Here is a 20467-nt window from a genome sequence, read left to right as displayed (position 1 = left end):
GATTTAGGTTCCAGTGCCGCAAGGTGTGAGAGTTCGAGTCTCTCCGTCCGCACCACCTTCTAGAATGCGGCTTACAGCCGTTTTCCCTCCTTTGAGATTAGACGCACTGGATTCTCAGCGTAGCGAGATCGTGACACGACTTCATCACGCTCCGCGCTCAGTCCGTCGAGAATCCCGACCGCATCGCGCACCCTCGCCGGGGCCAAGTGGGCATACCGCTCGGTCATGGTGATGGTCGAGTGCCCGAGCAGATCGCGCACCTCGGCCAGCGCCACCCCGGCACTGATCAGGTGCGCCGCGCAGGTGTGGCGCAGGTCGTGAATCACGAAGTCCACGATGCCGGCCCGCTTGCACGCATTCTCGAATCCCACCCTGATACTCACCGCACGCTCCCCGTCCGCTCGGGCGAATACCCACGGACTCGCCGGGCAGTGCTCTGCGCGGAATGCCTGCCTGCCCAACAGCGCCGACAGCGCGCCCTGGTTGAGCGGGATCGACCGGCGCTTGCCGGCCTTGGTGTGCTCTCCCTCCAGGTACAGCAGGCGGTTGTGGAGATCCACGCGCCGCCACTCCATCCCCAGCAGTTCCTCCTTTCGGCAGCCGGTGTTGACCGCCAGCCGCACGAAGTCCTCCAGCAGTGCGCCGTTGCGCCCCTCACGGGCGGCCCGGCACAGCGCATCCACCTCCGCGCGGGTTATCCAGCGCACCCTTCCTTCCGGCTCCTTCATCGTCCGGCCCTTCACCGGGTTCGGCAAAGCCCACTCCAGTTCCGTGTTGCACCAGTTGATCGCCGCGCTGAATGCGGCCAACTCCCGGTTGACCGTCGCCGCGCTCGCGCCATCCTGCGTCCGCGCGGTGATATAGTCCCGGATGCTCTGGCCGCCCAGGTCGTTGACGATCTGGGCGGCAAAGTGTTTCCTCAACTGCTTCACGCGATGGGCCGTCGTTTCGTAGCTGCGCTGGTGCTGGCGAGCATGCTGCAGATACGGAACGATGACCTCCTCGAAGGTGCGGGGCGGATTCACGCCCCACTCCTTTTCCTTCCAGGCATCGGCCCGCGCCTGGTTCTCTATCGCTGCCGCTGCCGCTTTGTCGTCGGTCCCAGAAGACCGTCTAACGTAGCGTCCAGCTGGTGTTTTGAAGCTGATCCACCAATAGGGCGAATCGTCTCGTTTGTACGGCATGTGGATTCCTCCGCTACGCCGCCCGCGCTAGAGATACTAGCAGTGGGCTCGGCGGCGAGCTGGCTTACGAGTTTTTCGCGGGGTATGCGGTAGTGGCTGCGGACCATGACGAAGGGAATTTCACCGGCCTTGATCATGTTGTACACAGTCTGCCGGCATACCCCGAGGAACTTCGCTGTCTGGGGGACGTCGATCAGGGTCATCACTTCACCCTCACTTCGAACACCTTGGCGGCAAATCGACCCTTCGAATCAGGCCGATATCCGTACTCACGCAACACCTTCATGGCGCGAGCTTTCTTGCGTGGCGAGTGGCTGCGCATATTCCTCAGTGTCTGCCACGCCTCTTTGTCGCCGTAATGCAGAGCGATACCGAGGTCGCAGCAATCAACCGCTGCAGCCTGGTAGCCAACTCCGATATCGACGTAGTGGTATGGGTCGCGCTTGCAGAACGGACAGGTGCTCATTCCTTGATCCTCACGCCGGCAGCCTCGATTGCTGAATCAACTGCGTCAGCCCAGTACGCCCAGTCGCCGCAGTCATTCGGCGACCAGGTATCTGGCAGCTCGACCACCACCGCCGCGCGGGATGCCTGCCAGATCAGCTCGGCCCAGCCTCTCGAGCAGCTCAAGCGCAGATCGGCCTGCTCGGGCGCCTCGAACCATGCGGTGAAGTCGTCAGTCTTCGTGCTCATGCGCCGCCTCCCAAAGCCTTCAGATCCTCTTCCGTCATGCCCATGCTGCGTGCCTTCTCGATTGCTGCATCCCGTGCGGCGCGAGCTGCTGCTGCGGCTGCCAGGGCCCTGTCCTTCTCCTCGTCGGCTTTAGACGGCCTCTCAATTGAAACCGGCGCGCACCATCTGCCGCGATGCAGGATTGCCTCGAACGGCTGGACCTCTGCATCAGAGCCTTGCACTCCACGCCTAGACGCGATCCGCCGCGCCGTTGTCTGAGACAGTGCGTAGGCGATGGGGATTTGATGGCCGCGGCCTTCGGTCAGGTCGGTGTTTGTCCAGACCACATAGATCGTTTGTGTTTCGGCAGGCATGACTTTCCCCTCGCCGCCCTCGGGCAGCTATTTGATTCGTAGGTGATCGGCAGGCTATGCCAGGACGGTGGCCTGCGGTTTGGCTCTCATCGCCGCGCGCATGGCGACCTTCCAGAGCTGCCAGCGGCCGTCCGGGTCAGGCCAGACGCGCTCTACCTGCACGCCGCAGCGGCAGCACTCGGCGCGGCTCAGGGTGTTGCGGTAGCGCCATCGGTGGTTGCACATGTGGCCTCTCCCATAGCTGCGTCGATGGCATGGCGGAACGTTGGTCCATTCAGCTCGCGCAGCTTGTAGCTGGTGGGGCGCCACGGGTGCTCGCCGGTCATGTATACCGTGCAAGTCTTGAACTGGTCCGCTAGCCAGTCGATGCGCGCCGTGTCCTTCTCCAGCTCCCGATTCTCAGCCCGCAGCCGCACCAGTTCCTCGTTGCCGCGCTCTGCCTCCAGCAGGCGGGCCTTGAGGTCGGCGACTTCGGCTCGCAGGGTGTCTTCCCTGACGCCCGCCTCTGAGTACCATTCGGCAAGCTTGATGTTCTCGGCGCGCAGGGTCGCGTTCTCCTTTCCGACGCGAAGCCTCTCGGCGTTGAAGGTGTTGTTCTCCGCCTCCAGCTCCCGGCACCGCTGCGCCAGGGCATCGCGCTCGCTGCGCATGTCGGCCAGTTCTGTTCGCAGCATGATGGCTGCGCCAGAGGCCACTCGCCAGTCGGTAGCTAAGGCGTCGCGCTCGGCGATCAGTTTGGCGCACTCGCCGAACCAGTGCTCGGCGTCTCCGTGTAGCGGCTTCATTGCTCACCTCCGGCCAGCAGGGCGCGTAGATCGTCGGCAGCGTTGTTGTACCCGGCTATTTGCAGATGCCGAACGTATCGCTCCAGCGTTTTGCGATTTACTTTCATGGCGTCCGGCTGCTCTGCGGATTTCTTCCCGGCTTCATACGCTTCGTACACGTTCGATACCGCCGTACCGCAAGGCATAACTGCTGCGTTCGGCTGCTCGGCGGCGGCGATGCAATCCGGACAGTCGTAGCCGGTTCCAGCGCACTGCGGGCAGGTTTCGCTGTCGTACCCGTCTTGCCTCAGCCCGCCGACCATGCCGTGACCGTTGCAGGTGCCGCACTTCGGCTGCTCGGCGGAGGGCGGGGCGGTGACGCGCCCTACAGCCCCGCAGACGCCGCATTCCCAGGAGCCATCGCCACGCGGCTTCATCGGCGATGAGAACCGCCGCCCAGGGCAGTTCTCATGCCACATCGCGCGATTGTGCGGCTCGTGGTGCATCTGCACCGGCTCCTGCGGTACCGGCGCAGCAGGGGCGATGGCGAGCATGGCGCGCGCCTGCTCAATCAGTTCGTCAGTGGCGGCGCACCGATCAAATTCTTCCTCCGGGTCTGCCATTTCATCGTCTATCTGGTCGCGGAAAGCACAGTTCAGCGCGTCCAGCTCATCAACTACGCGCTCAATAATGTAGCGCCACTCCTCCCGCACCGCCGTGGCGGGCTGCTGGGCGAGGTCGGCCTCGCACAGGAGGCGCATGTCCGCCCACTCCTGCGGATCGAGATCCCATCCCATGCTGGCGATCACGGCGTCGATCTTGTCACTCATGGCCTGCATCCTGGGCGCTGGCTTCCTGCTCGAGCTTTTCGAGGCGGTCGTGCATCTGGTTCGCCAAGGCGTCATGGTCTGCCTGGTCGAGGGCCGGCATCGGCACGAACAGAATGCCTGCGCGGGCCATGGTCGTTGCTGCTTCCAGTGCGGCGCGCAGCTCTACGGGGCTTGCACGTTTCATGCGTTCTCCTTCGCCGGCATAGGCCGGCATTCGCTGCAGTCGCAGTCTTGAGCCGGCCGCAGGGGGAGCGATCGGCAGTAGATGGGTGGGGTCATGCGTGTTGTTCCAGGTGTCGCTCGATCCGCAGGCCAATCCAGCGCATGCAGGGCACCGCCATGCTGTTGCCGATAGCCTTGTAGCGCGGGCCGTCCGGGCATTCGGCGGCGGGCTTGCTGCGCCACGGTATGCGGGTGTAGTTGTCGGGGAATCCCTGAAGGCGCTCCGTCTCGACCGGCGTCAGGCGGCGGACGGCCGATTGATTCGGTATCAGGTGGCTGTGACCGTGGCCGGCGTCCTGGCCGCTGCAGCCCTGGAGCCGACCATAGGAGGCGTCCGGCGTGGCGCAGACAATCGGCTGGCCTCTTCCGGTGCCGTCCTCGCTGCCGTCGAATCCTTCGGCCTTGAGCGTGTGCGTGATATGTCCTGTCACGCAGACCGGAGCAAGCACATGCGGCTTGTCACCGCCGCCGCTCGATGCGCGTAGGCATCCGGCCACTTCGTCGCCAAGCTCTGCCATGCCGCCGCCTTCACGGCCGCGCAGCGCTACGGATAGAACGGCATTCTCTTGGCCGCTATTGCGTCCCGGCGCGAAAGCCATGCCGGATTGCACGCATGGATCTTGCGTGCCGTGGACGGCGAACACCTCGCTCTCGAAATCGTGGCGGATGCCGTGTGCCGTTAGGCAGGTGCCGTGGAACAGCGATTCGCCCTGGTTGCCGCCGCCGAACAGCGGGACGCCTGCCAGCACCTCTACGCCGGGACCATCCTCGCCTTCGCAGGCAGGGCATCCGTAGGCGCCAAGGGTGTCGGGGTAGAGATACCCGCATCCGCACTGGAGCGCAGGGCCGAAAGGAGCGGTGCCGGCAACGTCTTGCCCCTCGCCTCGGCGCGGCGGAGTATCCCGGCGCACGCCTTCGCGCTCAAAAAGTACTGCGGCGGGATCGAATCCGTTTCGAGCACTTGCGACAACGAACACACGGCGCCGTCGCTGGGCCAGGCCGAAATATTGGGCGTCAAGTACCCGCCACGCGATTGCTCTTTTTGGTCCATACACACAACCAGCGTCCGTCCACCGGCCCCCTGAAGGCTGCAATTCGCAGTCTTCCCCAGCAAGCGCCCCAAGAAAGCAGCCGAAGGCGTTGCCTCGGTCGCTGAGTACGCCGGGAACGTTTTCCCAGACGATGACGGCGGGGTCGTCGCCTCTGGCGACTCGAACATGGTCAATTGCATCTGCCAGCTCCACGAACTTTATGGTGAGCGCGCCGCGCGGATCGTCCAGCCCGGCTCGCATGCCGGCCACGCTGAACGCTTGGCATGGCGTGCCGCCGACCAGCACGTCAGGCGCTTCCACGGTTCCGGCCAGCACCTGGCGCGCGATCCTGGTCATGTCGCCGAGGTTCGGCACGATGGGGTAGTGGTGCGCCAAGACGGCGGCGGGGAATTTCTCGATCTCGGCGAACCAGTCGGCTCGCCAGCCCAGCGGATGCCAAGCTACGCTTGCGGCCTCGATGCCGCTGCAGACGCTCCCGTAGCGCATGTGATTTCCTTTTTTTCGTTCGTGACAGGCTTCCGTGACACGCTCGGCAGGCTCACCAGCGCAGCCAGCTCGGCGTCGCTCAGGCGGTCAGCCCCATGTATCAGCCGGGTGATGATGTCGTGCGGCTCTTCGATCCCGGCGCGCACCATGCAGCGGATCAGCGCGTAGTCGGTGCCCTTGTAGACGTCAAGGGTGATGCGGCGAGCCAGCAGGCGTGCGAGGCGTTCGTCCTCGCGCAGCTTGTCGCGTGTGCGCTTTTCCTGTTGTCGCTGCGCGTCTGTCTTCGCGGTCATAGCCTCGTCGCCTCCTTCATGGCCTTGCGGGCCGACTTGTCTTCCATGTACCGCCATTTGCCGTGCTCGCGGCACCAGACATCGGCACCGCCTTGAGGCCGCTTGCGGTAGTAGTGGCAGCCGAGGGCGTGGGTGGCGCCGGGCGGGGTCATGCGACACCGAAAAGATCATGCTGGGCGGCAAGGCTGTCGATGTTCTTGACCGCCTGATCGAAGTAGCTCTTTTTCAGCTCGACGCCGACCGCCTTCCGGCCAAGCTCGACTGCGCAGTAAGCCTCGCTGCCGATGCCAAGGAACGGGGTCAGCACTACGTCTCCGGGCGCCGTCCACAAGCGAATGCCGCGGCGGATGACCTCCAACTGAAGCGGGCAGATGTGGCGCTCGTCGTCGTGCTCGCGGGCGGAGCGAAATTGCAGTGTGTCGTTCGGATTGATGTCCATCCAGACAGGGCTTGCCAGCTTCTGCCACTCATCGACAGGGATATCGGCGCCGTGGGCTACCTTGTCCTCGACGTCTCCCGGCGCGCGCATGGTGACGAGGTAATCGGCGATGCCCTGCCGGCACATGGTCGCGTTGGTGCGCACGGTTTTGTGCAGCAGGCCGAGCGCCTTGGTACGCTGCATGGCCGTCACCGGATCCTTCCAGATCGTCACCTCGCTGGCGTAGATAAAGCCGTGCGCCTGAAACGCCTTGATCAGTGCGCCGCGAAAGTCTTTGAGGCCGATATAGCCGTCGCGCTCCTTGCTGGTCGGCAGCTGCATGCAGTGGAAGCTGACGCAGTGGCCCGGCTTGATGACGCGGGCCAGCTCCTTTACCAGATGATCGAAGTGTTCGAAGAACTCGGAATCAGTGCGGCTGTTGCCCATGTCGCGCGGGCTGTTGCTGTAGGTGTACAGGCTGCTGAACGGCGGAGAGAAGATCGAATAGTCGACGCTGCGATCCGGCAGGCCGGCGATGACTTCCACACAGTCGCCGTGGAACAGGGTGGAATCGGTGCGGTCAACCTGGGCGATACATTTCATGCGGCGTCACTCCTAAGCCATGCCGGCGCTTTCACCTGGCGTTTGGCGTTGTATTCGTTGGTCTGGCGGGCGGTGCCCGTGATGGATTGGCGCACGGCGGCCGATGTTTCGGCTGCGAGCGATTCGCCCATGGCGATGGCGTCGTGCTGCTTTCGGCGCAGGTTGGCGAGCACGGCGCCTTCCATTTGACTGCTGAACAGATGGACGTGGACTTCGCGCGTCTGGCCAAATCGGTAGCAGCGGCGCACGGCCTGGTAGTAGGCCTCGAACGAGTCGGACACGCCGACAAAGGCCATCCGGGAGCAGTGCTGCCAGTTGAGCCCCCATCCACAGATTGATGCCTTGCTGACCAGTACGCGGGTCGTGCCGGCAGCGAAGTCGGCCAGCTTGCGTTCCTTGTCCTCGGTCTTGTCCGATCCGGCTATCTCTACGGCTCCGGGAATCATCTTTGCCAGCGCCTCGGTTTCGGCGTTGTACTCGCCCCAGATGATCCAGAACTCGCCATCGGCGTTGACCAGATCAGCGCAGGCTTGCACGCGGGCATCCATGCTTTCCTTGCGGGCCGCGCGGCGCTCCATCAGGCTGCTGGCCTCCAGGGCGAACAGCATGCCGTCCTCGGTCAGCGCGCTGTCGTCAACGTCAACCATGTGCTCGGTTTCCAGCAGCGGCGGCAGGCGATAGGCGCTGTCGTCATAGCCGAGGTCGGACGGCTTGCGCACCATGGCGCCCCATTGGCTGACCCAGCGCCAGAACAGGTGCCTGGCGTGGCCTTTGAGCCGCCATGTCTGCGTCTCGCCTCCGTCATGCACAAAGAACTCGGCGAGCATTTCGGCGCGGGTGCAGACGCCGAGGAATTCGGCATGGGTGCCCAGCTCGGTCCAGTCGTTCGGCGCTGGGGTGGCTGTGGCGCAGAGCCGGTAGGGGATCAGCGCGCATGCCTGCACCAGCTGATCGAAGGTGCGCGAGGTGTGGTGCTTGATGCAGCTCGACTCGTCCAGCACGGCGCCGATGAAGCGCGACAGGTCGAACTTGTGCACGCGGTCATAGTTGGTGATGTTGATGCCGGGCTGAACGTCTTCCGGCTCTCGGCAGTGGGTGATGGTGATACCCATCTTCGCGGCCTCGGCCACTGTCTGCGCGGCGACGGCCAGCGGCGCGAGGATCATCACGTCTCCGCCAGTTCGCCGGCACAGCTCGTCGGCGAATGCGACCTCCATGCGCGTCTTGCCGAGGCCGGTGTCGGCGAATATCGCTGATCGCCCGCGGCGCAGCGCCCATGAAACAAGGTCGCGCTGCATGGGGAATAGCGACTCGGGCATGGTGAACGGTTCGGAAAGTCCGGCCGGCGCGACCGTCTCCAGCTTGCGGGTTACGAATTCTTGATAGCTCATTGGATTTCCTTGGTCAGTCAGCCCAGCGCGTAACGCCAGTGCAGATGTCGCGGGCGGTGCTCACGCCGCATCCGTAGCGACCGGCCAGCGCGACGTATCCGACGATGCCGGGGATGTAGTCGGAACGCATAGCGCGCACCTGTTCGGTCGTGAGCTTGGCCTTGCCATGCCATTCGCCAATGCGATGGCCTGTGTGACTGCGACGGCTCATGCCGCCGCCTCCTGCTCGGGCCACGCCTTGACCGCCTCGAAGATCCGCGCGGCCTGCTCCTCGCTCAGCGACTGCCCGCAGGGGTTGGCAATCCACCCGCTGCCGACCAGATGCACAGGGTTGCAGCTATCCAGCAGCGCCCGGTAATGCTCGTCCAGCACGCCGGCCAGTGCGTCGGTGTGGTAGATCCCGTTCGGCGCGATCTCGACCGACTTGTAATAGCGCCGGCCGGCCTGGTCTTCGCAGAACGCGCTGATGTAGATGACCCACTGGTGCGACATGTCGAAGATGGCGTCGGCGACGTGGCGGCTCGGGCGGTACTTCGCGGCCGTGCTCCAGTTGCACAGGCCTTGCCGGCCGATGGGATCGATGTTGTAGACCGCGATCTTCGACTGGCGCAGGGCTGCGCGGCTGGCCCGCTCCAGGCGGGCGCGGTTGTTGTTCGGCTTGCGTACCTTGCTCATGCAAATCCCTCGCGGCGGGCGTCGTGGTAGCCGGCGAGCCAGGCGCAGCGGCGGCCTAGCTGCCAGATTGGGTATGGGCACGGCGCGCTGTCTTCCGCGCACTTGCCCATGAAGTACTCGGCGGCGTAGACCATCGCAAACTGGTCTGTCTTGCGCTTCATGCCGGCACGCTCAGTTGTTGGCGCACCTTGGCGACGTAGCGACGCGACACCTTGAGCGTTCCGATCACGCCCTCGACGTGCAGGTAGTGGTGTTCGCCGTGGCGCTCGACCTCAATGGCCTTGCTGCGCACAACCAGCGTGCTGCGGTGGATGCGCAGCAGCGTGTCGCCGAATTCGCGCTCAAGCGCCACCAGCGGCTCGTCCAGCAGGATGCTTCCGCCGGCGCCGTGCGCCTCGACGTACTTTGAATCGGCCTGCAGGTGGGTCAAGTCGGCCAGCTTGATCGAGCTGCGCTTCAAGGTGTTGCCCGACGTGGTCAGTTCCTCGCGCATTTCGCCGCCCTCGCCTTGCGTGTCTGATTGGCCTTCTGCCAGACGCCGTGCTGTGGAGACATGGTCTGGCGCTGGATGCAGTAGCCGAACACCTGGACTTCTCCGGTGTATTCGGCCATCAGGCAGGCGAGTTGCTGCCGCGCGGCCTCTTTCGCGGCCGGCGTGGGGAGATTTGGGTACATGGGGATATCCGGTAGAGGAGGGCGCCGGAGCGCCCGGTGATTACTCGACGATGGTCCAAAGCTGGCTGGCGTGCTTGATCTTGCCGGCCTTGCGCAGCGCCTGCAGGCGGCGGTCGACGATGCGCCACTCGGGGGTGTCGGTGCCGGCGCAGAACGGCCTTGCCAGAGCCATCAACGGCTTGTGATTTGTTAGTTGTGCAAAGCTTGTTTTTCCGACCCTGATAGCGTCGAGAAGCGTCGCGTCAAACTGCGAGTAGTCGGGTTTGCTCATGGTGTCTATCCGTAGAGGAGGGCGCAGCTAGTGCGCCCGGCTGTTGATGTTGATGCTGTGCTGTTTGGCTAGGCGGCGCAGGGTGGTGCGGCTGATGCCGAGCTGTGCGGCCAGGTCGATCTGGCGCATGCGGCCGGCGTGGCGGCGGATGTGAGGCACGATGGATGCCTCTTGTCGCTGCTTATGCTGGCGAGCAAACTCGATGCCGTGAGCCCTGGCGACCCGGTACAGCGTGTGGGGCGACCGTCTCAAGCGGCGAGCCGTCTCGGCGATGCCGAGCTGGGCGAGCTGTGCGGCCTTGGCTGGCAGGTCGCGGTCTTTCTTGGCTCTGTGCTGACGGCGCTTGCGCTGGGAATCGCATGCCCTGCACCGGCCCGTCAGCCTGCAACCCCTGTCGTGACGGACGCCGAAGAACCCGGTGTCAGCCGGCCACCACTCGCGGCACACGGTGCAGAGCTTTTCAGGACCGTATTCCGTTTCGCGGACGATGGAGATGGCGCGTGTCATGCCGCAAGAACCCGCGCCATGCGGTCGTCCATCAGCTCGTAGAAGGTGCGCACGCGCTCGGCGATCTTGTCGATCATCGCCTCGTCCCGATGGGCGCGCTTGATGAACAGCGGCATGCCCGGCCAGTAGCTGATGAAGTCGATCCACTCGCGCTCGGACGCCCACAGCCCGCCCTGGCACTGCGCGACGTGCTCCTTCGGAACTTCGCCGGCCAGGATCACGCCGACCTGCAGCTTCGGCAGCTTGGTCTTGATTTCCGTCAGGCCGCTGCTGCCCACCAGAGCATCCGGCGAGTAGCCGATCCCGTGATTCAGGATGATACCGACCTGCTCTGTCGTGGCGTCTGTGCGCGCTTCGTACAGTCCGCGTGCCACGCCTTCCAGCTCGTGGCCGCGCTCGGTGTGGCGGTTGCCCTGGAACTGGTCGGCCGCCTCACCAGTGATGCGCTCGCCGATCAGCTGGTCCATGTAGGTGAAGGCAGCGGCCCCGAAGCCAGCCTCGCCCTTGCCGTTGACCAGCAGGCAGTCCAGCTCCGACGCCGTGACGATGCCCAGGCGCAGAGCCAGCCAGTCAGCAGACCCCTGCTCAATGTGCGTGATGATCTGCACTGCCTGCCTCCTGTGCGTGCTTTGCGGCCGACTTCGACAGCGCGGCCATGACCTTGTCGAACTCTGCCTTGGCGACATGCTCGGGAGCGCCGTGCATTGCCTCGAACGCCGCCTTGGCCTTGTCGCTGCACTTCTGCAGCAGCGCGGCTACCTGAGCGGCCTGCGGCGCGGTAATGGTCGCGGTCGGCGCCGCGGCATAGGCGTCGTCGTCCTCGCCGCGGGTGGTGATGTTCAGCATGGCGTTCATCACGTAGCGCTTGCCGTAGCTGACCGACGATCCGACCGCTTGGACGGCGTTCTTGCTGCCGCTGGTGTCGGACGGCAGGAGCATGGTCGTCTCCTCGCGGTGCCCGGCGCGGTGCATGAGGATGCCCGTCACCTTGATTCCGCCCTGGACGTGCTCGACACGGAACGACAGGGCGAATCCGTGGCGCTGCATGATCGGCTTAACCACGTCGTTGATGTCCTCAAGGGTGGCGTACTTGCCGTTGTTGGTCTTGCCGCGCTCGGCGATGCTCGGCAGCTCGATCTGCATCTCGGCCATGGAGGCGTTGAAGGCCGTCTCGGCGTTACGCGACTGCATCCGCTCGTGCATTGCCATCAGGCGCTCCATCTTCTCGATGTCGCACTGAGGGTCGGCGGCGGCGCGCTGGATGACGGACAGGATGGTTGCCGACTCGCTGACAACTGCCGGCATTGCGCTATCGGTGTCGATGCGCTGGATTTGGTTGCTCATTGGTTGCTCCAGATCAGATAACGCCGACCGCCCAGGCGATGACGTAGGGGGTGGCGTAGACGGTGCCGAGCATGGCGACGAAGATGGCCAGGACGCCGAGGCATCCCAGCTTCTCGCTCGAGCTTTCGGCCGGCTGCTGCGGCTCGATGCGGGTGGCTTGCTCGCGGATCATGCTGCTTCCTCCTGCAGGTAGCCGCTGAGCTGGTCGATAACGGCGTGGATGCGCGCCACCTCATCGCCTTCCATGCAGCGCTCGTCGTGGATGAAGATCCACGAGTCGACCAGAGCGACACGGCAATCGCCGTCCTTGTACGGGGTGCTTGCTGGGTAGAGGGTTATGCAGACTGCCCCGCAGTGCGCCGAGTAGCGCATGTGGGCGTGGTATTTGCCTGCCAGCGTCACGTCCAGGCATGCAGCAAACAGCCGCTCGACGGCGGCGCGAAGTTCGTCGTTCATGCTGCGCGCTCCTCGTCCTGGTTGGTCCTGATCAGCTCGCGCTGGCTGTCGAGTTCGTCGCTGGCGAGCCGGTGGATGGCCTGCCCGTCATTGGTCAGCAGCTTGGCCAGCTCTGCCACGTCGTAGGGGGCGTCGATGGCCTCTATCGCCTCGACGGTGAACAGGTCGAGGCCGTCTTCGCTGTAGGCTTCCAGGGTCAACTTGATGCCGTGATGCTTGATGGTGATTTCCATGTGCGTCTCCTTCCTGCATTGGTCAGGCACCCAGCCCCCGGCACCACCCGAGGGGCGCGCCTCCAGAGGCATTGGGTTGGGTTGCTGCTGCTGGGTGTCTGCCGATGCAGGCAGTGGGGGGATTGCCGGCTGCTGCCTTCCGGCCGGCGTCGTCATCTTTTCGATTGCGCACTCCTGCTGGAGTGGGTCGCGGGGGCAGTTCGCCGCGGTGGTGATGCGAGGGCGCATCGGGAATGGATATGTTCTGGCGTCGGGCTTCGATATTTACACGGGCCTAGTGTCGTACGGCGCACCAACTCCACGAACAGCCTCGACAACTTGATCGCCTTTGCTCCCAGCGCAGTTTCGTTGCGCAACGCATATCCATTCCCGATCCGCCCTGCCGGGTGATCGGGGCCGCTATCGCCGGCCAGTCGTTCGCTCGCTTGCTACCCGGGAAACCTCCGAGGGAGGGAAAGCCAGGGACTCACTCTGTCGCGCAGCGTGCATCGCGCGGCGCCCTGTGCGTCTGGCGTCAGACGGCCCGCAGGGTGCGGACGGGGTGTTAGTTGCCGCGAGCCTTGGCGATGGCTGCGCGGGCGCTGTCGATCCGAGGCTGGATGGCATCAGCGCATCCTTCCCAGCGAGCGTCGTGCTTTGCTGCGTCTCGCATGTTGCCCTGAGCGATCACCATGTCGGTGACCAGCTCTGTCAGAGCCTCCAGTAGCTCAGGCGCTGCGGATATCAGGCGGGCATCAGGGTGGTCGATGGTCTTGAGCCAGTGCGCATGGTGCTCACGTCCAGATACAGGAACAGCGAAGTCTGTGCAGCGGTGCATGATGTTCATGCCGTCTTCTGCCGTGTTTCTAAGCATCGGCACGGCGCTGTGCATGCCCCATCGCTCAAAGCACATGACGGTTATGTCGTACTTCGGCACGCCGCCGGCGAGCTGCATGGTCTTGTGCTTCTCGTTGATCTCCCAGCGCCACGGACCAGCCGTGTGCTTTGCTTCGCTCATCTCTTCATCTCCGATTAGTTGCCGCGAGCCTTGAGCATGGCGTCGGCTATGGCGTATGCGGTTTTGGCGAATCGCAGATTGTTATCCGGGTATGATTCACCGAGGTCGAATCGCTCCTTGACCGAGCTGATCAGCGCCGCCAGGGCCTTCGCCGCGAAGTAGTCGCGCAGGGTCATGCCTGACCAGTAGCTATCAAGGTGCTCCTTGATTGGGAAGGCAGGGCCGCCATCAATTGATTCGCCTGGACTGCCTTGGCCGCCGAAAGCCTCGCGGAAGTAATCGCTCATCTCTTCATCTCCATGTGGACTTCCGCGACTGCCGCCTCGTGAAGCGGCAGCCGGAAATCGGCTCAGGCTGCGTTGAGCAGCTGGTAAACGGCCGGCAGGAATGTGTCGCGGTGGCCGTAATGGTTGGTCGGATCGTTCTTGCTGATCTCGCCATCAGCCGAGGCGACCAGCAGGCAACCACCAACGATGGCTTGCATCAGGTCGCGATTTTCCAGCTTCTTGACTGCTTTCTTGGCGCCGAACAGCTTTTTACCGATACCGAACATGGGGTGTTTCCTCTTGGCTTGGTTGTCTTCCCGTCAGCCCCTCATGCGAAGGGCTGCTAGGAAAACTGCTTAGACCGCATCCTTCTCGTACTTCTCGCCGCAGAACGGGCAGAAGCTGGCGATCATGTTCATATTCTGGACGACCTTCTTCATGCCGCCGGCTTTCTTCGGCGCCATGTACTCGATCCGCACGTTGTGGGCTGCCTTGTGGCCGAGGGCATCGCCGAGGATGAAGGCGTATCCCTGCAGATCAACATCGAGCCCGGTTGCGCCGGCTGGAAGCTGGCTGGACACGCGGGCCTTCAACTTCTCGGTTACTTCGCTATGGCAGTTGCACATCTCTTGATCCTCCAGTGGACTTCCCCTGATGCGCCCCGCTTGAGGCGCACCGAGAAATCGTCTGGCTAACACAGGCGCCCATCGCTCACTGGGCATCGCGCTTCCCCTCATTGGCATGCGCGCCGACTACTTGGTTCCTGTGTCCAGCTGCCCGCATGTGGCGGGTGCTGCCCTCATATGCACATTTCTGGTGCCCGCTGAGGGTGACGGCTTCTAAGTTGTTAAAGAGCGTTCCGGCCATGCCGAGGCATCTCTGCCTGTCGTCGCTGTGTTTCGCTTCGATGGAGTGAACGATACGATAACGTATGGATGCGGTCAATACGAAATCGAGTTATTTTTTGCATGGACGAAAAAAAGCCCGCGCGGCGGCGGGCTTCGTATTGCGCGGACGTGTTAGCGGTTAGAGCGGTTCACCCTTGAAGATGGCGACGCCGCAGATGGTTACAGTTTCATCCATGGGAATGATCGGATTAGGCCATGCCGGGTTGAGGGCTTTCAGATACCGCTCGTCGCCTTCAATGATGAGCTTCTTAAACGTGCTCTCCTGGCTGCCGTCAATCTTGACCACGACCAGCGATCCGTTGATCGCGCGCCGATCAGGATCGACGTAGATCAGGTCGCCCTCGCGGAATGACTGCCGTCCGTTCGGGTTGTACATCGACTCGCCGCGCACACGGAGCGCATAGCTGCGCGGCCCATGGCTGACAGGGCAGGGCAGCCAGTCCTCCGGATTCATATGGCTTCTGACTTCCGCCTGGCTTGACCAATCGCCCGCTTGTACCCACGAAATCAATGGAACTCTCCCTTTCATTGCCGGGCCCGGCTCGACGTTGCTGTCTAGCGGGCCTCCAAAGAGCAGCCATTCTGGGGAAACTGTGAGCGCCTTCGCAAGCTTCTCTACGTTCGGGCGGCGTGGGCTTTGGCTTTCACCGCTCATGATTCTGTTGATGGTCGGCTGAGGTACGCCGGATCGGCGGCTTAGCTCGCCCTCCGACCATCCTTTTGTGCGCAATTTTTCGGTCAGCCTGCGGGATATGGTCATGCAATCCTCGATACGTTCTTGTATCGGCAGATTGTATTGCCATGGTCCATACTGTTGCGTATCATGGCCAATACTAAAACGAGTTGAGCGACCAAAATGACTATCCACGACATGCTCTCCGAGCTGGTCGGCCTGGGTCTTTCTCAGCGGGAAATCGCCGAGGGCTGCGGGACCAGCCAGCCGAATATTCACCGCGCCATCAACGGCACCGAACCGCGTTACGAGCTGGGGAAGGCCATCGAGAAGTTCCACAAGAAGGCCCTCCGGGCAGCTGCACGCAAGGCTGCGGCATAAATCAATGTTAGACCCGCGATACGAATATGCAAATCGCGGACGAAAAAAAGCCCGGTGGCTAGACCGGGCTCTGTGTACATCAAACGCGAGAGAGATCATGACAAATATCGTTCCACTACGCAACACCAGCTCCGCAGGGTTCACCAGGATGGATAACGAGCTGTATGAAGCCCTGATCGGGGCCGACCTATCTGGCCGCGAGCTGCGTGTCGCTCTGGCTGTGCACCGCCTGACCATCGGTTACAACGTCGACGAGGCGCGCATTGCCGCCTCATACATCGCCAAGATGGCCGGCCTGGATCGTGCGAACGTCTCGCGCATCATCAACGACCTGATCCGCCAGGGTGTCGTTGCTCGCTCTGGTGGCAGCCGCGACCCGATCAGCATTGCCCCTGTTTCCTGCTGGAAAATCGATCAAAAGGCGACCGTGTCGAAACCGACACAGTGTGTTGAAAAGGTACGCGCCACTGTGTCGGTTCTGACACACTTTAAAGACAGTAAAGACATTAACTCCCTAACGGGAGTCGTCGACGCCAAGCGTCAACCGGAGCAACCGGCCGAAGCTGCCGAGCCTGTTCGCCAGAAGTCGCAAATGCCGGCATGCCCTCACCAGGCCATTGTCGACCTGTACCACGAAGTCCTCCCTGAGCTGCCTGGTGTCGCCATCCTGAACGACACCCGCAAGCGTCACCTGCAAAGCCGCTGGCGTGAAAGCGCTGTGCACCGCGACCTCGACTTCTGGCGCGACTACTTCGCTACCGTGAAGACCTCCGCCTTCCTGATGGGCAAGGTTCAAGGCCGCATGGGCGCCAAGCCGTTCCGCGCCACCTTCGACTGGCTGATCGCCCCGAGCAACTTCGTCAAGGTTGTGGAGGGTAACTACCATGCGTGATCCCTACAGCCTGGAAGCCGAACACAGCGTGCTCGGCGCGATGATCAAGCGCCCCGAACTGATCGACGTACTGTCCGCCGACCTGGCCGCTGAAGATTTCTACTGGCCCGAGAATGCCGACCTGTTCCGCACCATTCTCGGGGTGGCAGCGGCAAACCAGCCGATTGACGCCCTGACCGTAGGTGAGTCGTTCCGATCGGCGCCGGAGGGGCACAGCGGTATCTCCTACGTCGGCGAGCTGGTGAAGAACACCCCGAGCACCGCCAACGCCGGCCGGTATGCCGAGATTGTCCGCGAGCGATCGCTCGACCGGGCGCTGATCCTGTGCAGCGATCGCCTCAACGAGATTGCCCACGGCGATCAGGACGCCGCCGACAAGGTGGCAGCCGCCCAGGCCGAGGTGCTTTCCCTCGACTCTGAGGCCGCGACCGCTGAGGTGATCGCCGCCGCCGACGTGTTGCGCGACCACATCCCGGTACTGGAGCGCCGCGAGGAGCTGAAAGGAGAACTCGACGGCCTGAGCACTGGCATTGCCGACCTGGACGAGAAGCTGCAGGGCCTGCGCCCCGAGCAGCTGATCATCCTCGCCGGCCGCCCAGCGATGGGCAAGACCACCCTGGCCATGAACATCGCCGCCCACAACGCCATCCGCGGCGGCAAGCAGGTGCTCGTGGTCAGCCTGGAGATGAGCAACGGCCAGCTGATGGACCGTTTCCTGGCTGCCGAGGGCAAGATCCCGCTGCAGGACATCAAGAGCGGCCGTGGCGGCAAGGGCGAGAACGGCATTCGCCTGACCGCCGCCGCCGGCAAGATCCGCGACTCAGGGCTGAGCATGTCCGATCGGCCTGGCATGACCATGAGCCGCATCCGATCGCTGGCCCGCCGCCACAAGCGCCGCTATGGCCTCGACCTGATGGTGATCGACTACCTGCAGCTGCTGGACGAGGAGGGCGGGAGCGGCAATCGCACCGAGGCCGTCAGCGCCATGACCCGCGGCGCCAAGCTGATGGCGCGCGAGCTGCAGATCCCGGTGATCCTGCTGTCCCAGCTCAACCGATCGCTGGAGCAGCGCCCGAACAAGCGCCCGATCAACTCCGACCTGCGCGAGTCTGGCGCGATCGAGCAGGACGCCGACGTGATCATGTTCGTCTACCGGGACGAGGTGTACCACGAGGACAGCCAGTACAAGGGCGTGGCCGAGGTAATCATCGGCAAAGGCCGAGACATCGAGACCGGCACTGTTCGCACCGCCTTCATGGGCCAGTTCAGCACCTTCGCCCAGCTCGCCTACGACTGGCAGCCGCCAGAGGATGCCGAGCAGCCGAAAACCACCAGCCTCTCCAGCCGGTACAAGGGGGGCAAGTGATGGAGCGCCATCAAACCATCTTCCCCCACGCCGGCTACGAGATGCGATCGCACGCAGAGCAGCGATGGGCCTCCATCATGGACGTGCTCGGCGTCCGCTGGGTCTACGAGCCGCGCACGATCGACACCCGCCACGGCTGGTACATGCCCGACTTCTACCTGCCTGCCTGCGGTGTTTTCGTCGAAGTGAAGGGCGCATGCCCTAAGCCGATCGAGATCGAAAAGGCCAAGGATGCCGAGGCCGCCACCGGGTGCCCCGTTGTTTTCGCGTTCGGCGATCCCGAGATGCTGAGCGGCCATCTGCTGCACGGAATGCTCAGCTACTACGCCGATCGTGGCGTGCTGAACGTCAGCACCTACGAAGTTGGAAAGCTCGTCAGCGAGAACTACAGCCTGAGCACCTACGCATCGTTCCTGTCCGCAGGCGATCGGAAGCCGCGCCCGCATTTCGTGCCTGTCGGCTGGGTAGTTGCCGAGCTGGTCGACAGCATGACCGAACGGGCTCCGCTGGAGCAGGCAAGGCACCGCATTCACCAGCCGCTGAACGACACCAAGGAATCCGCGCACGGGCAGCACAGCCTGGCCGAGTGGTTTATCTGCCAGTTCGTTGCCGCCGTCGATCGCTACAAGCACAAGGAGGCCGCATGAACGCAGGCCAGTACACCCGCGACCCCGCCCAGCAGGCGGCAATCACCCAGCGCCAGGCCGCCGGCTACGTCATCACCAAGGACGCTCCGAGCAAGGTCGAGATGCGCATGGGCGGGCAGATCATCGTCATCCTGCGCGACGGCAGCGTGCGCCGGGGGATGCGTCATGGGTGACGTTATCCGCAAGCCTCGCCACTTCTGGACCGCCGGCACGAGCCGCGTCCGTGACGTGTGCCGACTGGCCTACCTGTTTGCCACCGAGCTGGCCGCCGAGGGCGCCGTCGAGATCATCGTCCGCCCGGTCAAGTCCCGCCGCACCCTGGAGCAGAACGCCAAGCTCTGGGCGATGCTCGCCGACATCGCGCGCCAAGTGCCGTGGTCGGTCAACGGGGCGATCCAGCAGCTCGACGCCGAGGACTGGAAGCACATCATGACCGCGACCGTGCGCCAGGAAGTGCGCATGGCTGCCGGCATCAACGGCGGCTTCGTGCTGCTGGGCCTGAGCACCAAGCGCATGACCGTCCGCGAGCTGGGGGATCTGATCGAGTTCATGTACTCGTTCGGCGCCGATAAGGGCGTGGTCTGGAGCGAGCCGCGCGGCCAGATGCCTGAGCAGTGGGAGGCCGCAGCATGACCAAGGCCGAGAAGCAGCACCTCAGCCGCGTGCAGTCGCTCGGCTGCATGGCCTGCCGCCAGATCGGCTACCGAGACACGCCGGCCGAGATCCATCACCCGCGCGCCGGCGCTGGAGCAGGGCGCAAGGCCAGCCACTTCGACGCCATCCCGCTGTGCCCGGCCCATCACCGAGGCATCAATCACCCGCTCACCCCGAGCATTCACCTGGACAAGCGCGCGTTCATCGCCAGGTTCGGTACCGAGGCCGAGCTGCTGGAGCAGACGCGCCGCCTGATCGGTTGGGAGGTCGCATGAGCCACGACAACGGCCTCGGCAAGCGCTGCCCCGACTGCGGCGAGCCGATGGTTGACCTTCGCAGCATGAATACCCGGCTGTGCAGCGGGTGCAAGACCGAATTCGACTGGCACCTGGCACCCGGCCAGAAGCCCCTGATCGCCAACAACCGCCAAGACCGCAAGGAGCACACGCAATGACCGCACAAGCAGCAGCACTACAGATCGCCGAACAAGGCCACACCAGCGAGCACACCCTGCGCGGGGCGCTGATCCTGCTGAGCGACATCGTGGACGAGAAGGCCGCCGGCCTGAGCGCGCCGGAGCTGGAGTTCGTCGGCCACTGCCGCGAGCTGGCCGAGGGGGTTAGCCAATGAGCCACGACGAAATCAGCAACCCGAAGCACTACGACCTGTTCCCGGATGGCATGCAGGCGATTGATGTAATTCGCGCGGCCCTGACGCCCGAGGAGTTCGCCGGCTACTGCAAGGGGAATTTCCTCAAGTACCGCCTGCGAGCTGGTGAGAAGGGCGAGCCGGCCAAGTGCCTAGGCAAAGCCGAGTGGTACCGCGCCGAGCTGCGCGAGCATCACGCGGAGATGCGCAAGGGCGATATCGATCGGTTGGCGATGGCGGTTCTCGGCAGCGTTGCCAGGCCGAACGAGCAGCGCCGCCAGCCGGCCGTTGGCGCAGACGTGGCATTCCCGAGCGAGCGCGGCCTGTACTTCGCGGCCACCCCGGGCGAGCTGGAAGACGGCGCGTGAGGGTTGGCGATGACTGGCTCCGTCAATTTGGCCTTGCTGAGCCTGGAGCAGCGAAAGGCGATCAGCGACCACAGGGCGGCCTGCCTGGAGCGTCACAAAGCCTCCCAGCAGCTCGCCAGCTCGATCTTCTCGACGAGGGCGCGGCAAGGGTGCGGGTAGAGGCGGAAAGGCTGCTGAAGGCCAATCCAGAGCTTGAGCAGGCGGCGCGGCAGATGCT

General features: G+C 63.8%; 40 protein-coding genes. 10 read left to right on the top strand and 30 right to left on the bottom strand.

The features are described 5' to 3' along the window. Positions 1–71: 71 nt before the first annotated feature. The 30 genes from BM297_RS19805 to BM297_RS19685 form a co-directional block, all read right to left on the bottom strand. Positions 72–1184 carry a tyrosine-type recombinase/integrase gene (locus tag BM297_RS19805; RefSeq protein ID WP_092435100.1) on the bottom strand — a complete coding sequence of 371 codons (1113 nt, stop codon included), beginning with the start codon at positions 1182–1184 and terminating at the stop codon, positions 72–74. Further along, positions 1070–1387: a helix-turn-helix domain-containing protein gene (locus BM297_RS22400; protein ID WP_092435097.1), complete on the bottom strand. Its 318-nt coding sequence runs from the start codon at positions 1385–1387 to the stop codon at positions 1070–1072. The genes BM297_RS19805 and BM297_RS22400 overlap by 115 nt, the downstream gene beginning before the upstream one ends. Continuing rightward, positions 1387–1650, bottom strand: a complete 264-nt coding sequence (locus BM297_RS19795; RefSeq protein ID WP_092435094.1) for a hypothetical protein — start codon at positions 1648–1650, stop codon at positions 1387–1389. The genes BM297_RS22400 and BM297_RS19795 overlap by 1 nt, the downstream gene beginning before the upstream one ends. Continuing rightward, on the bottom strand, positions 1647–1877 hold the full coding sequence (locus BM297_RS19790; RefSeq protein ID WP_092435091.1) for a phiTE_015 family protein: 231 nt from the start codon (positions 1875–1877) through the stop codon (positions 1647–1649). Before BM297_RS19790 ends, BM297_RS19795 begins: the two co-directional genes overlap by 4 nt. Beyond that, positions 1874–2230: a hypothetical protein gene (locus BM297_RS21700; protein WP_139231097.1), complete on the bottom strand. Its 357-nt coding sequence runs from the start codon at positions 2228–2230 to the stop codon at positions 1874–1876. The genes BM297_RS19790 and BM297_RS21700 overlap by 4 nt, the downstream gene beginning before the upstream one ends. A gap of 54 nt (positions 2231–2284) precedes the next feature. Next, on the bottom strand, positions 2285–2455 hold the full coding sequence (locus tag BM297_RS21940) for a hypothetical protein (protein ID WP_175526700.1): 171 nt from the start codon (positions 2453–2455) through the stop codon (positions 2285–2287). Further along, a complete protein-coding gene (locus BM297_RS19785; RefSeq protein WP_092435088.1) occupies positions 2419–3015 on the bottom strand; it encodes a hypothetical protein in 597 nt (198 codons plus the stop codon). Before BM297_RS19785 ends, BM297_RS21940 begins: the two co-directional genes overlap by 37 nt. After that, complete coding sequence (locus BM297_RS19780) at positions 3012–3824, bottom strand: DnaJ-like cysteine-rich domain-containing protein (protein WP_139231096.1); 813 nt, start codon at positions 3822–3824, stop codon at positions 3012–3014. Before BM297_RS19780 ends, BM297_RS19785 begins: the two co-directional genes overlap by 4 nt. Further along, positions 3817–4008 (bottom strand): DUF1382 family protein, encoded by a 192-nt coding sequence (locus tag BM297_RS19775; protein WP_092435082.1) that lies wholly within the window; start codon positions 4006–4008, stop codon positions 3817–3819. The genes BM297_RS19780 and BM297_RS19775 overlap by 8 nt, the downstream gene beginning before the upstream one ends. Before the next feature lie 91 nt (positions 4009–4099). After that, a complete protein-coding gene (locus BM297_RS19770) occupies positions 4100–5584 on the bottom strand; it encodes a DNA cytosine methyltransferase (RefSeq protein WP_092435079.1) in 1485 nt (494 codons plus the stop codon). Further along, positions 5539–5877: a hypothetical protein gene (locus BM297_RS19765; protein ID WP_175526699.1), complete on the bottom strand. Its 339-nt coding sequence runs from the start codon at positions 5875–5877 to the stop codon at positions 5539–5541. Before BM297_RS19765 ends, BM297_RS19770 begins: the two co-directional genes overlap by 46 nt. A gap of 148 nt (positions 5878–6025) precedes the next feature. Beyond that, positions 6026–6898: a DNA-methyltransferase gene (locus BM297_RS19760; protein ID WP_092435076.1), complete on the bottom strand. Its 873-nt coding sequence runs from the start codon at positions 6896–6898 to the stop codon at positions 6026–6028. Further along, the gene (locus BM297_RS19755) at positions 6895–8289 is read right to left on the bottom strand and encodes a helicase-related protein (protein ID WP_092435073.1); all 1395 of its coding nucleotides are present in this window, start codon (positions 8287–8289) and stop codon (positions 6895–6897) included. The genes BM297_RS19760 and BM297_RS19755 overlap by 4 nt, the downstream gene beginning before the upstream one ends. A gap of 13 nt (positions 8290–8302) precedes the next feature. Beyond that, positions 8303–8500 carry a hypothetical protein gene (locus BM297_RS19750; RefSeq protein ID WP_092435070.1) on the bottom strand — a complete coding sequence of 66 codons (198 nt, stop codon included), beginning with the start codon at positions 8498–8500 and terminating at the stop codon, positions 8303–8305. Further along, the gene (locus BM297_RS19745) at positions 8497–8964 is read right to left on the bottom strand and encodes a hypothetical protein (protein ID WP_092435065.1); all 468 of its coding nucleotides are present in this window, start codon (positions 8962–8964) and stop codon (positions 8497–8499) included. Before BM297_RS19745 ends, BM297_RS19750 begins: the two co-directional genes overlap by 4 nt. Next, the gene (locus tag BM297_RS21935; protein WP_175526698.1) at positions 8961–9125 is read right to left on the bottom strand and encodes a hypothetical protein; all 165 of its coding nucleotides are present in this window, start codon (positions 9123–9125) and stop codon (positions 8961–8963) included. The genes BM297_RS19745 and BM297_RS21935 overlap by 4 nt, the downstream gene beginning before the upstream one ends. After that, entirely contained in the window at positions 9122–9457 is a 336-nt protein-coding gene (locus BM297_RS19740; protein ID WP_092435062.1) for a LytTR family DNA-binding domain-containing protein, read from the bottom strand. Before BM297_RS19740 ends, BM297_RS21935 begins: the two co-directional genes overlap by 4 nt. Then, positions 9442–9639 (bottom strand): hypothetical protein, encoded by a 198-nt coding sequence (locus tag BM297_RS19735; RefSeq protein WP_092435059.1) that lies wholly within the window; start codon positions 9637–9639, stop codon positions 9442–9444. The genes BM297_RS19740 and BM297_RS19735 overlap by 16 nt, the downstream gene beginning before the upstream one ends. Before the next feature lie 40 nt (positions 9640–9679). Beyond that, positions 9680–9910: a hypothetical protein gene (locus tag BM297_RS21695; protein ID WP_139231095.1), complete on the bottom strand. Its 231-nt coding sequence runs from the start codon at positions 9908–9910 to the stop codon at positions 9680–9682. Positions 9911–9937: 27 nt separating this feature from the next. After that, positions 9938–10417, bottom strand: coding sequence for a hypothetical protein (locus BM297_RS19730; protein WP_092435056.1), 480 nt, complete (start codon positions 10415–10417; stop codon positions 9938–9940). Beyond that, complete coding sequence (locus BM297_RS19725) at positions 10414–11025, bottom strand: lambda exonuclease family protein (RefSeq protein WP_092435053.1); 612 nt, start codon at positions 11023–11025, stop codon at positions 10414–10416. The genes BM297_RS19730 and BM297_RS19725 overlap by 4 nt, the downstream gene beginning before the upstream one ends. After that, positions 11003–11761 (bottom strand): ERF family protein, encoded by a 759-nt coding sequence (locus tag BM297_RS19720; protein WP_092435049.1) that lies wholly within the window; start codon positions 11759–11761, stop codon positions 11003–11005. Before BM297_RS19720 ends, BM297_RS19725 begins: the two co-directional genes overlap by 23 nt. 13 nt (positions 11762–11774) lie before the next feature. Further along, on the bottom strand, positions 11775–11933 hold the full coding sequence (locus tag BM297_RS21930) for a hypothetical protein (RefSeq protein WP_175526697.1): 159 nt from the start codon (positions 11931–11933) through the stop codon (positions 11775–11777). Continuing rightward, positions 11930–12217 carry a hypothetical protein gene (locus tag BM297_RS19715; protein ID WP_092435046.1) on the bottom strand — a complete coding sequence of 96 codons (288 nt, stop codon included), beginning with the start codon at positions 12215–12217 and terminating at the stop codon, positions 11930–11932. The genes BM297_RS21930 and BM297_RS19715 overlap by 4 nt, the downstream gene beginning before the upstream one ends. Further along, positions 12214–12450 (bottom strand): hypothetical protein, encoded by a 237-nt coding sequence (locus BM297_RS19710; RefSeq protein WP_092435043.1) that lies wholly within the window; start codon positions 12448–12450, stop codon positions 12214–12216. Before BM297_RS19710 ends, BM297_RS19715 begins: the two co-directional genes overlap by 4 nt. A gap of 544 nt (positions 12451–12994) precedes the next feature. Beyond that, complete coding sequence (locus BM297_RS19705) at positions 12995–13447, bottom strand: hypothetical protein (RefSeq protein ID WP_092435040.1); 453 nt, start codon at positions 13445–13447, stop codon at positions 12995–12997. A gap of 14 nt (positions 13448–13461) precedes the next feature. Next, positions 13462–13734 carry a hypothetical protein gene (locus BM297_RS19700; protein ID WP_092435037.1) on the bottom strand — a complete coding sequence of 91 codons (273 nt, stop codon included), beginning with the start codon at positions 13732–13734 and terminating at the stop codon, positions 13462–13464. A gap of 62 nt (positions 13735–13796) precedes the next feature. Next, the gene (locus BM297_RS19695) at positions 13797–14000 is read right to left on the bottom strand and encodes a hypothetical protein (RefSeq protein WP_245768303.1); all 204 of its coding nucleotides are present in this window, start codon (positions 13998–14000) and stop codon (positions 13797–13799) included. A gap of 69 nt (positions 14001–14069) precedes the next feature. After that, a complete protein-coding gene (locus BM297_RS19690; protein WP_092435034.1) occupies positions 14070–14339 on the bottom strand; it encodes a hypothetical protein in 270 nt (89 codons plus the stop codon). Positions 14340–14739: 400 nt separating this feature from the next. Continuing rightward, positions 14740–15381 carry a LexA family protein gene (locus tag BM297_RS19685; RefSeq protein ID WP_092435031.1) on the bottom strand — a complete coding sequence of 214 codons (642 nt, stop codon included), beginning with the start codon at positions 15379–15381 and terminating at the stop codon, positions 14740–14742. 96 nt (positions 15382–15477) lie between these two features. On the opposite strand from BM297_RS19685, the gene BM297_RS19680 reads away from it, so the two are divergent. The 10 genes from BM297_RS19680 to BM297_RS19640 all read left to right on the top strand — a co-directional run bounded on the left by BM297_RS19680 (position 15478) and on the right by BM297_RS19640 (position 20250). After that, positions 15478–15675 (top strand): helix-turn-helix domain-containing protein, encoded by a 198-nt coding sequence (locus BM297_RS19680; RefSeq protein ID WP_092435027.1) that lies wholly within the window; start codon positions 15478–15480, stop codon positions 15673–15675. A gap of 97 nt (positions 15676–15772) precedes the next feature. Continuing rightward, on the top strand, positions 15773–16567 hold the full coding sequence (locus BM297_RS19675) for a replication protein (RefSeq protein WP_092435020.1): 795 nt from the start codon (positions 15773–15775) through the stop codon (positions 16565–16567). After that, on the top strand, positions 16560–17933 hold the full coding sequence (gene dnaB, locus BM297_RS19670; RefSeq protein ID WP_092435017.1) for a replicative DNA helicase: 1374 nt from the start codon (positions 16560–16562) through the stop codon (positions 17931–17933). The genes BM297_RS19675 and dnaB overlap by 8 nt, the downstream gene beginning before the upstream one ends. After that, positions 17933–18580, top strand: a complete 648-nt coding sequence (locus BM297_RS19665) for a PDDEXK family nuclease (protein ID WP_092435015.1) — start codon at positions 17933–17935, stop codon at positions 18578–18580. Before dnaB ends, BM297_RS19665 begins: the two co-directional genes overlap by 1 nt. Beyond that, positions 18577–18753, top strand: a complete 177-nt coding sequence (locus tag BM297_RS21925) for a hypothetical protein (protein ID WP_175526696.1) — start codon at positions 18577–18579, stop codon at positions 18751–18753. Before BM297_RS19665 ends, BM297_RS21925 begins: the two co-directional genes overlap by 4 nt. Beyond that, a complete protein-coding gene (locus tag BM297_RS19660) occupies positions 18746–19213 on the top strand; it encodes a recombination protein NinB (RefSeq protein WP_092435011.1) in 468 nt (155 codons plus the stop codon). The genes BM297_RS21925 and BM297_RS19660 overlap by 8 nt, the downstream gene beginning before the upstream one ends. Next, entirely contained in the window at positions 19210–19509 is a 300-nt protein-coding gene (locus tag BM297_RS19655; protein ID WP_092435008.1) for a Ref family recombination enhancement nuclease, read from the top strand. The genes BM297_RS19660 and BM297_RS19655 overlap by 4 nt, the downstream gene beginning before the upstream one ends. After that, positions 19506–19688 carry a hypothetical protein gene (locus BM297_RS19650; protein ID WP_092435005.1) on the top strand — a complete coding sequence of 61 codons (183 nt, stop codon included), beginning with the start codon at positions 19506–19508 and terminating at the stop codon, positions 19686–19688. The genes BM297_RS19655 and BM297_RS19650 overlap by 4 nt, the downstream gene beginning before the upstream one ends. Then, complete coding sequence (locus tag BM297_RS19645) at positions 19685–19864, top strand: hypothetical protein (RefSeq protein ID WP_092435002.1); 180 nt, start codon at positions 19685–19687, stop codon at positions 19862–19864. Before BM297_RS19650 ends, BM297_RS19645 begins: the two co-directional genes overlap by 4 nt. Then, positions 19861–20250: a DUF3310 domain-containing protein gene (locus tag BM297_RS19640; protein WP_092435000.1), complete on the top strand. Its 390-nt coding sequence runs from the start codon at positions 19861–19863 to the stop codon at positions 20248–20250. The genes BM297_RS19645 and BM297_RS19640 overlap by 4 nt, the downstream gene beginning before the upstream one ends. Positions 20251–20467: the final 217 nt, after the last annotated feature.

This window comes from Geopseudomonas sagittaria (genome assembly GCF_900115715.1).
Lineage (GTDB): Bacteria > Pseudomonadota > Gammaproteobacteria > Pseudomonadales > Pseudomonadaceae > Geopseudomonas > Geopseudomonas sagittaria.
Note: the sequence above shows the minus strand (reverse complement) of the source record. Positions and strands in the feature narration are given on the sequence as shown.

Excerpts from the sequence above, each read along its gene's own strand:
- BM297_RS19805 (WP_092435100.1), bottom strand. The coding sequence starts at position 1,184 with ATGCCGTACAAACGAGACGATTCGCCCTATTGGTGGATCAGCTTCAAA.
- BM297_RS22400 (WP_092435097.1), bottom strand. The coding sequence starts at position 1,387 with ATGACCCTGATCGACGTCCCCCAGACAGCGAAGTTCCTCGGGGTATGC.
- BM297_RS19795 (WP_092435094.1), bottom strand. The coding sequence starts at position 1,650 with ATGAGCACCTGTCCGTTCTGCAAGCGCGACCCATACCACTACGTCGAT.
- BM297_RS19790 (WP_092435091.1), bottom strand. The coding sequence starts at position 1,877 with ATGAGCACGAAGACTGACGACTTCACCGCATGGTTCGAGGCGCCCGAG.
- BM297_RS21700 (WP_139231097.1), bottom strand. The coding sequence starts at position 2,230 with ATGCCTGCCGAAACACAAACGATCTATGTGGTCTGGACAAACACCGAC.
- BM297_RS21940 (WP_175526700.1), bottom strand. The coding sequence starts at position 2,455 with ATGTGCAACCACCGATGGCGCTACCGCAACACCCTGAGCCGCGCCGAG.
- BM297_RS19785 (WP_092435088.1), bottom strand. The coding sequence starts at position 3,015 with ATGAAGCCGCTACACGGAGACGCCGAGCACTGGTTCGGCGAGTGCGCC.
- BM297_RS19780 (WP_139231096.1), bottom strand. The coding sequence starts at position 3,824 with ATGAGTGACAAGATCGACGCCGTGATCGCCAGCATGGGATGGGATCTC.
- BM297_RS19775 (WP_092435082.1), bottom strand. The coding sequence starts at position 4,008 with ATGAAACGTGCAAGCCCCGTAGAGCTGCGCGCCGCACTGGAAGCAGCA.
- BM297_RS19770 (WP_092435079.1), bottom strand. The coding sequence starts at position 5,584 with ATGCGCTACGGGAGCGTCTGCAGCGGCATCGAGGCCGCAAGCGTAGCT.
- BM297_RS19765 (WP_175526699.1), bottom strand. The coding sequence starts at position 5,877 with ATGACCGCGAAGACAGACGCGCAGCGACAACAGGAAAAGCGCACACGC.
- BM297_RS19760 (WP_092435076.1), bottom strand. The coding sequence starts at position 6,898 with ATGAAATGTATCGCCCAGGTTGACCGCACCGATTCCACCCTGTTCCAC.
- BM297_RS19755 (WP_092435073.1), bottom strand. The coding sequence starts at position 8,289 with ATGAGCTATCAAGAATTCGTAACCCGCAAGCTGGAGACGGTCGCGCCG.
- BM297_RS19750 (WP_092435070.1), bottom strand. The coding sequence starts at position 8,500 with ATGAGCCGTCGCAGTCACACAGGCCATCGCATTGGCGAATGGCATGGC.
- BM297_RS19745 (WP_092435065.1), bottom strand. The coding sequence starts at position 8,964 with ATGAGCAAGGTACGCAAGCCGAACAACAACCGCGCCCGCCTGGAGCGG.
- BM297_RS21935 (WP_175526698.1), bottom strand. The coding sequence starts at position 9,125 with ATGAAGCGCAAGACAGACCAGTTTGCGATGGTCTACGCCGCCGAGTAC.
- BM297_RS19740 (WP_092435062.1), bottom strand. The coding sequence starts at position 9,457 with ATGCGCGAGGAACTGACCACGTCGGGCAACACCTTGAAGCGCAGCTCG.
- BM297_RS19735 (WP_092435059.1), bottom strand. The coding sequence starts at position 9,639 with ATGTACCCAAATCTCCCCACGCCGGCCGCGAAAGAGGCCGCGCGGCAG.
- BM297_RS21695 (WP_139231095.1), bottom strand. The coding sequence starts at position 9,910 with ATGAGCAAACCCGACTACTCGCAGTTTGACGCGACGCTTCTCGACGCT.
- BM297_RS19730 (WP_092435056.1), bottom strand. The coding sequence starts at position 10,417 with ATGACACGCGCCATCTCCATCGTCCGCGAAACGGAATACGGTCCTGAA.
- BM297_RS19720 (WP_092435049.1), bottom strand. The coding sequence starts at position 11,761 with ATGAGCAACCAAATCCAGCGCATCGACACCGATAGCGCAATGCCGGCA.
- BM297_RS21930 (WP_175526697.1), bottom strand. The coding sequence starts at position 11,933 with ATGATCCGCGAGCAAGCCACCCGCATCGAGCCGCAGCAGCCGGCCGAA.
- BM297_RS19715 (WP_092435046.1), bottom strand. The coding sequence starts at position 12,217 with ATGAACGACGAACTTCGCGCCGCCGTCGAGCGGCTGTTTGCTGCATGC.
- BM297_RS19710 (WP_092435043.1), bottom strand. The coding sequence starts at position 12,450 with ATGGAAATCACCATCAAGCATCACGGCATCAAGTTGACCCTGGAAGCC.
- BM297_RS19705 (WP_092435040.1), bottom strand. The coding sequence starts at position 13,447 with ATGAGCGAAGCAAAGCACACGGCTGGTCCGTGGCGCTGGGAGATCAAC.
- BM297_RS19700 (WP_092435037.1), bottom strand. The coding sequence starts at position 13,734 with ATGAGCGATTACTTCCGCGAGGCTTTCGGCGGCCAAGGCAGTCCAGGC.
- BM297_RS19695 (WP_245768303.1), bottom strand. The coding sequence starts at position 14,000 with ATGTTCGGTATCGGTAAAAAGCTGTTCGGCGCCAAGAAAGCAGTCAAG.
- BM297_RS19690 (WP_092435034.1), bottom strand. The coding sequence starts at position 14,339 with ATGTGCAACTGCCATAGCGAAGTAACCGAGAAGTTGAAGGCCCGCGTG.
- BM297_RS19685 (WP_092435031.1), bottom strand. The coding sequence starts at position 15,381 with ATGACCATATCCCGCAGGCTGACCGAAAAATTGCGCACAAAAGGATGG.
- BM297_RS19680 (WP_092435027.1), top strand. The coding sequence starts at position 15,478 with ATGACTATCCACGACATGCTCTCCGAGCTGGTCGGCCTGGGTCTTTCT.
- BM297_RS19675 (WP_092435020.1), top strand. The coding sequence starts at position 15,773 with ATGACAAATATCGTTCCACTACGCAACACCAGCTCCGCAGGGTTCACC.
- dnaB (WP_092435017.1), top strand. The coding sequence starts at position 16,560 with ATGCGTGATCCCTACAGCCTGGAAGCCGAACACAGCGTGCTCGGCGCG.
- BM297_RS19665 (WP_092435015.1), top strand. The coding sequence starts at position 17,933 with ATGGAGCGCCATCAAACCATCTTCCCCCACGCCGGCTACGAGATGCGA.
- BM297_RS21925 (WP_175526696.1), top strand. The coding sequence starts at position 18,577 with ATGAACGCAGGCCAGTACACCCGCGACCCCGCCCAGCAGGCGGCAATC.
- BM297_RS19660 (WP_092435011.1), top strand. The coding sequence starts at position 18,746 with ATGGGTGACGTTATCCGCAAGCCTCGCCACTTCTGGACCGCCGGCACG.
- BM297_RS19655 (WP_092435008.1), top strand. The coding sequence starts at position 19,210 with ATGACCAAGGCCGAGAAGCAGCACCTCAGCCGCGTGCAGTCGCTCGGC.
- BM297_RS19650 (WP_092435005.1), top strand. The coding sequence starts at position 19,506 with ATGAGCCACGACAACGGCCTCGGCAAGCGCTGCCCCGACTGCGGCGAG.
- BM297_RS19645 (WP_092435002.1), top strand. The coding sequence starts at position 19,685 with ATGACCGCACAAGCAGCAGCACTACAGATCGCCGAACAAGGCCACACC.
- BM297_RS19640 (WP_092435000.1), top strand. The coding sequence starts at position 19,861 with ATGAGCCACGACGAAATCAGCAACCCGAAGCACTACGACCTGTTCCCG.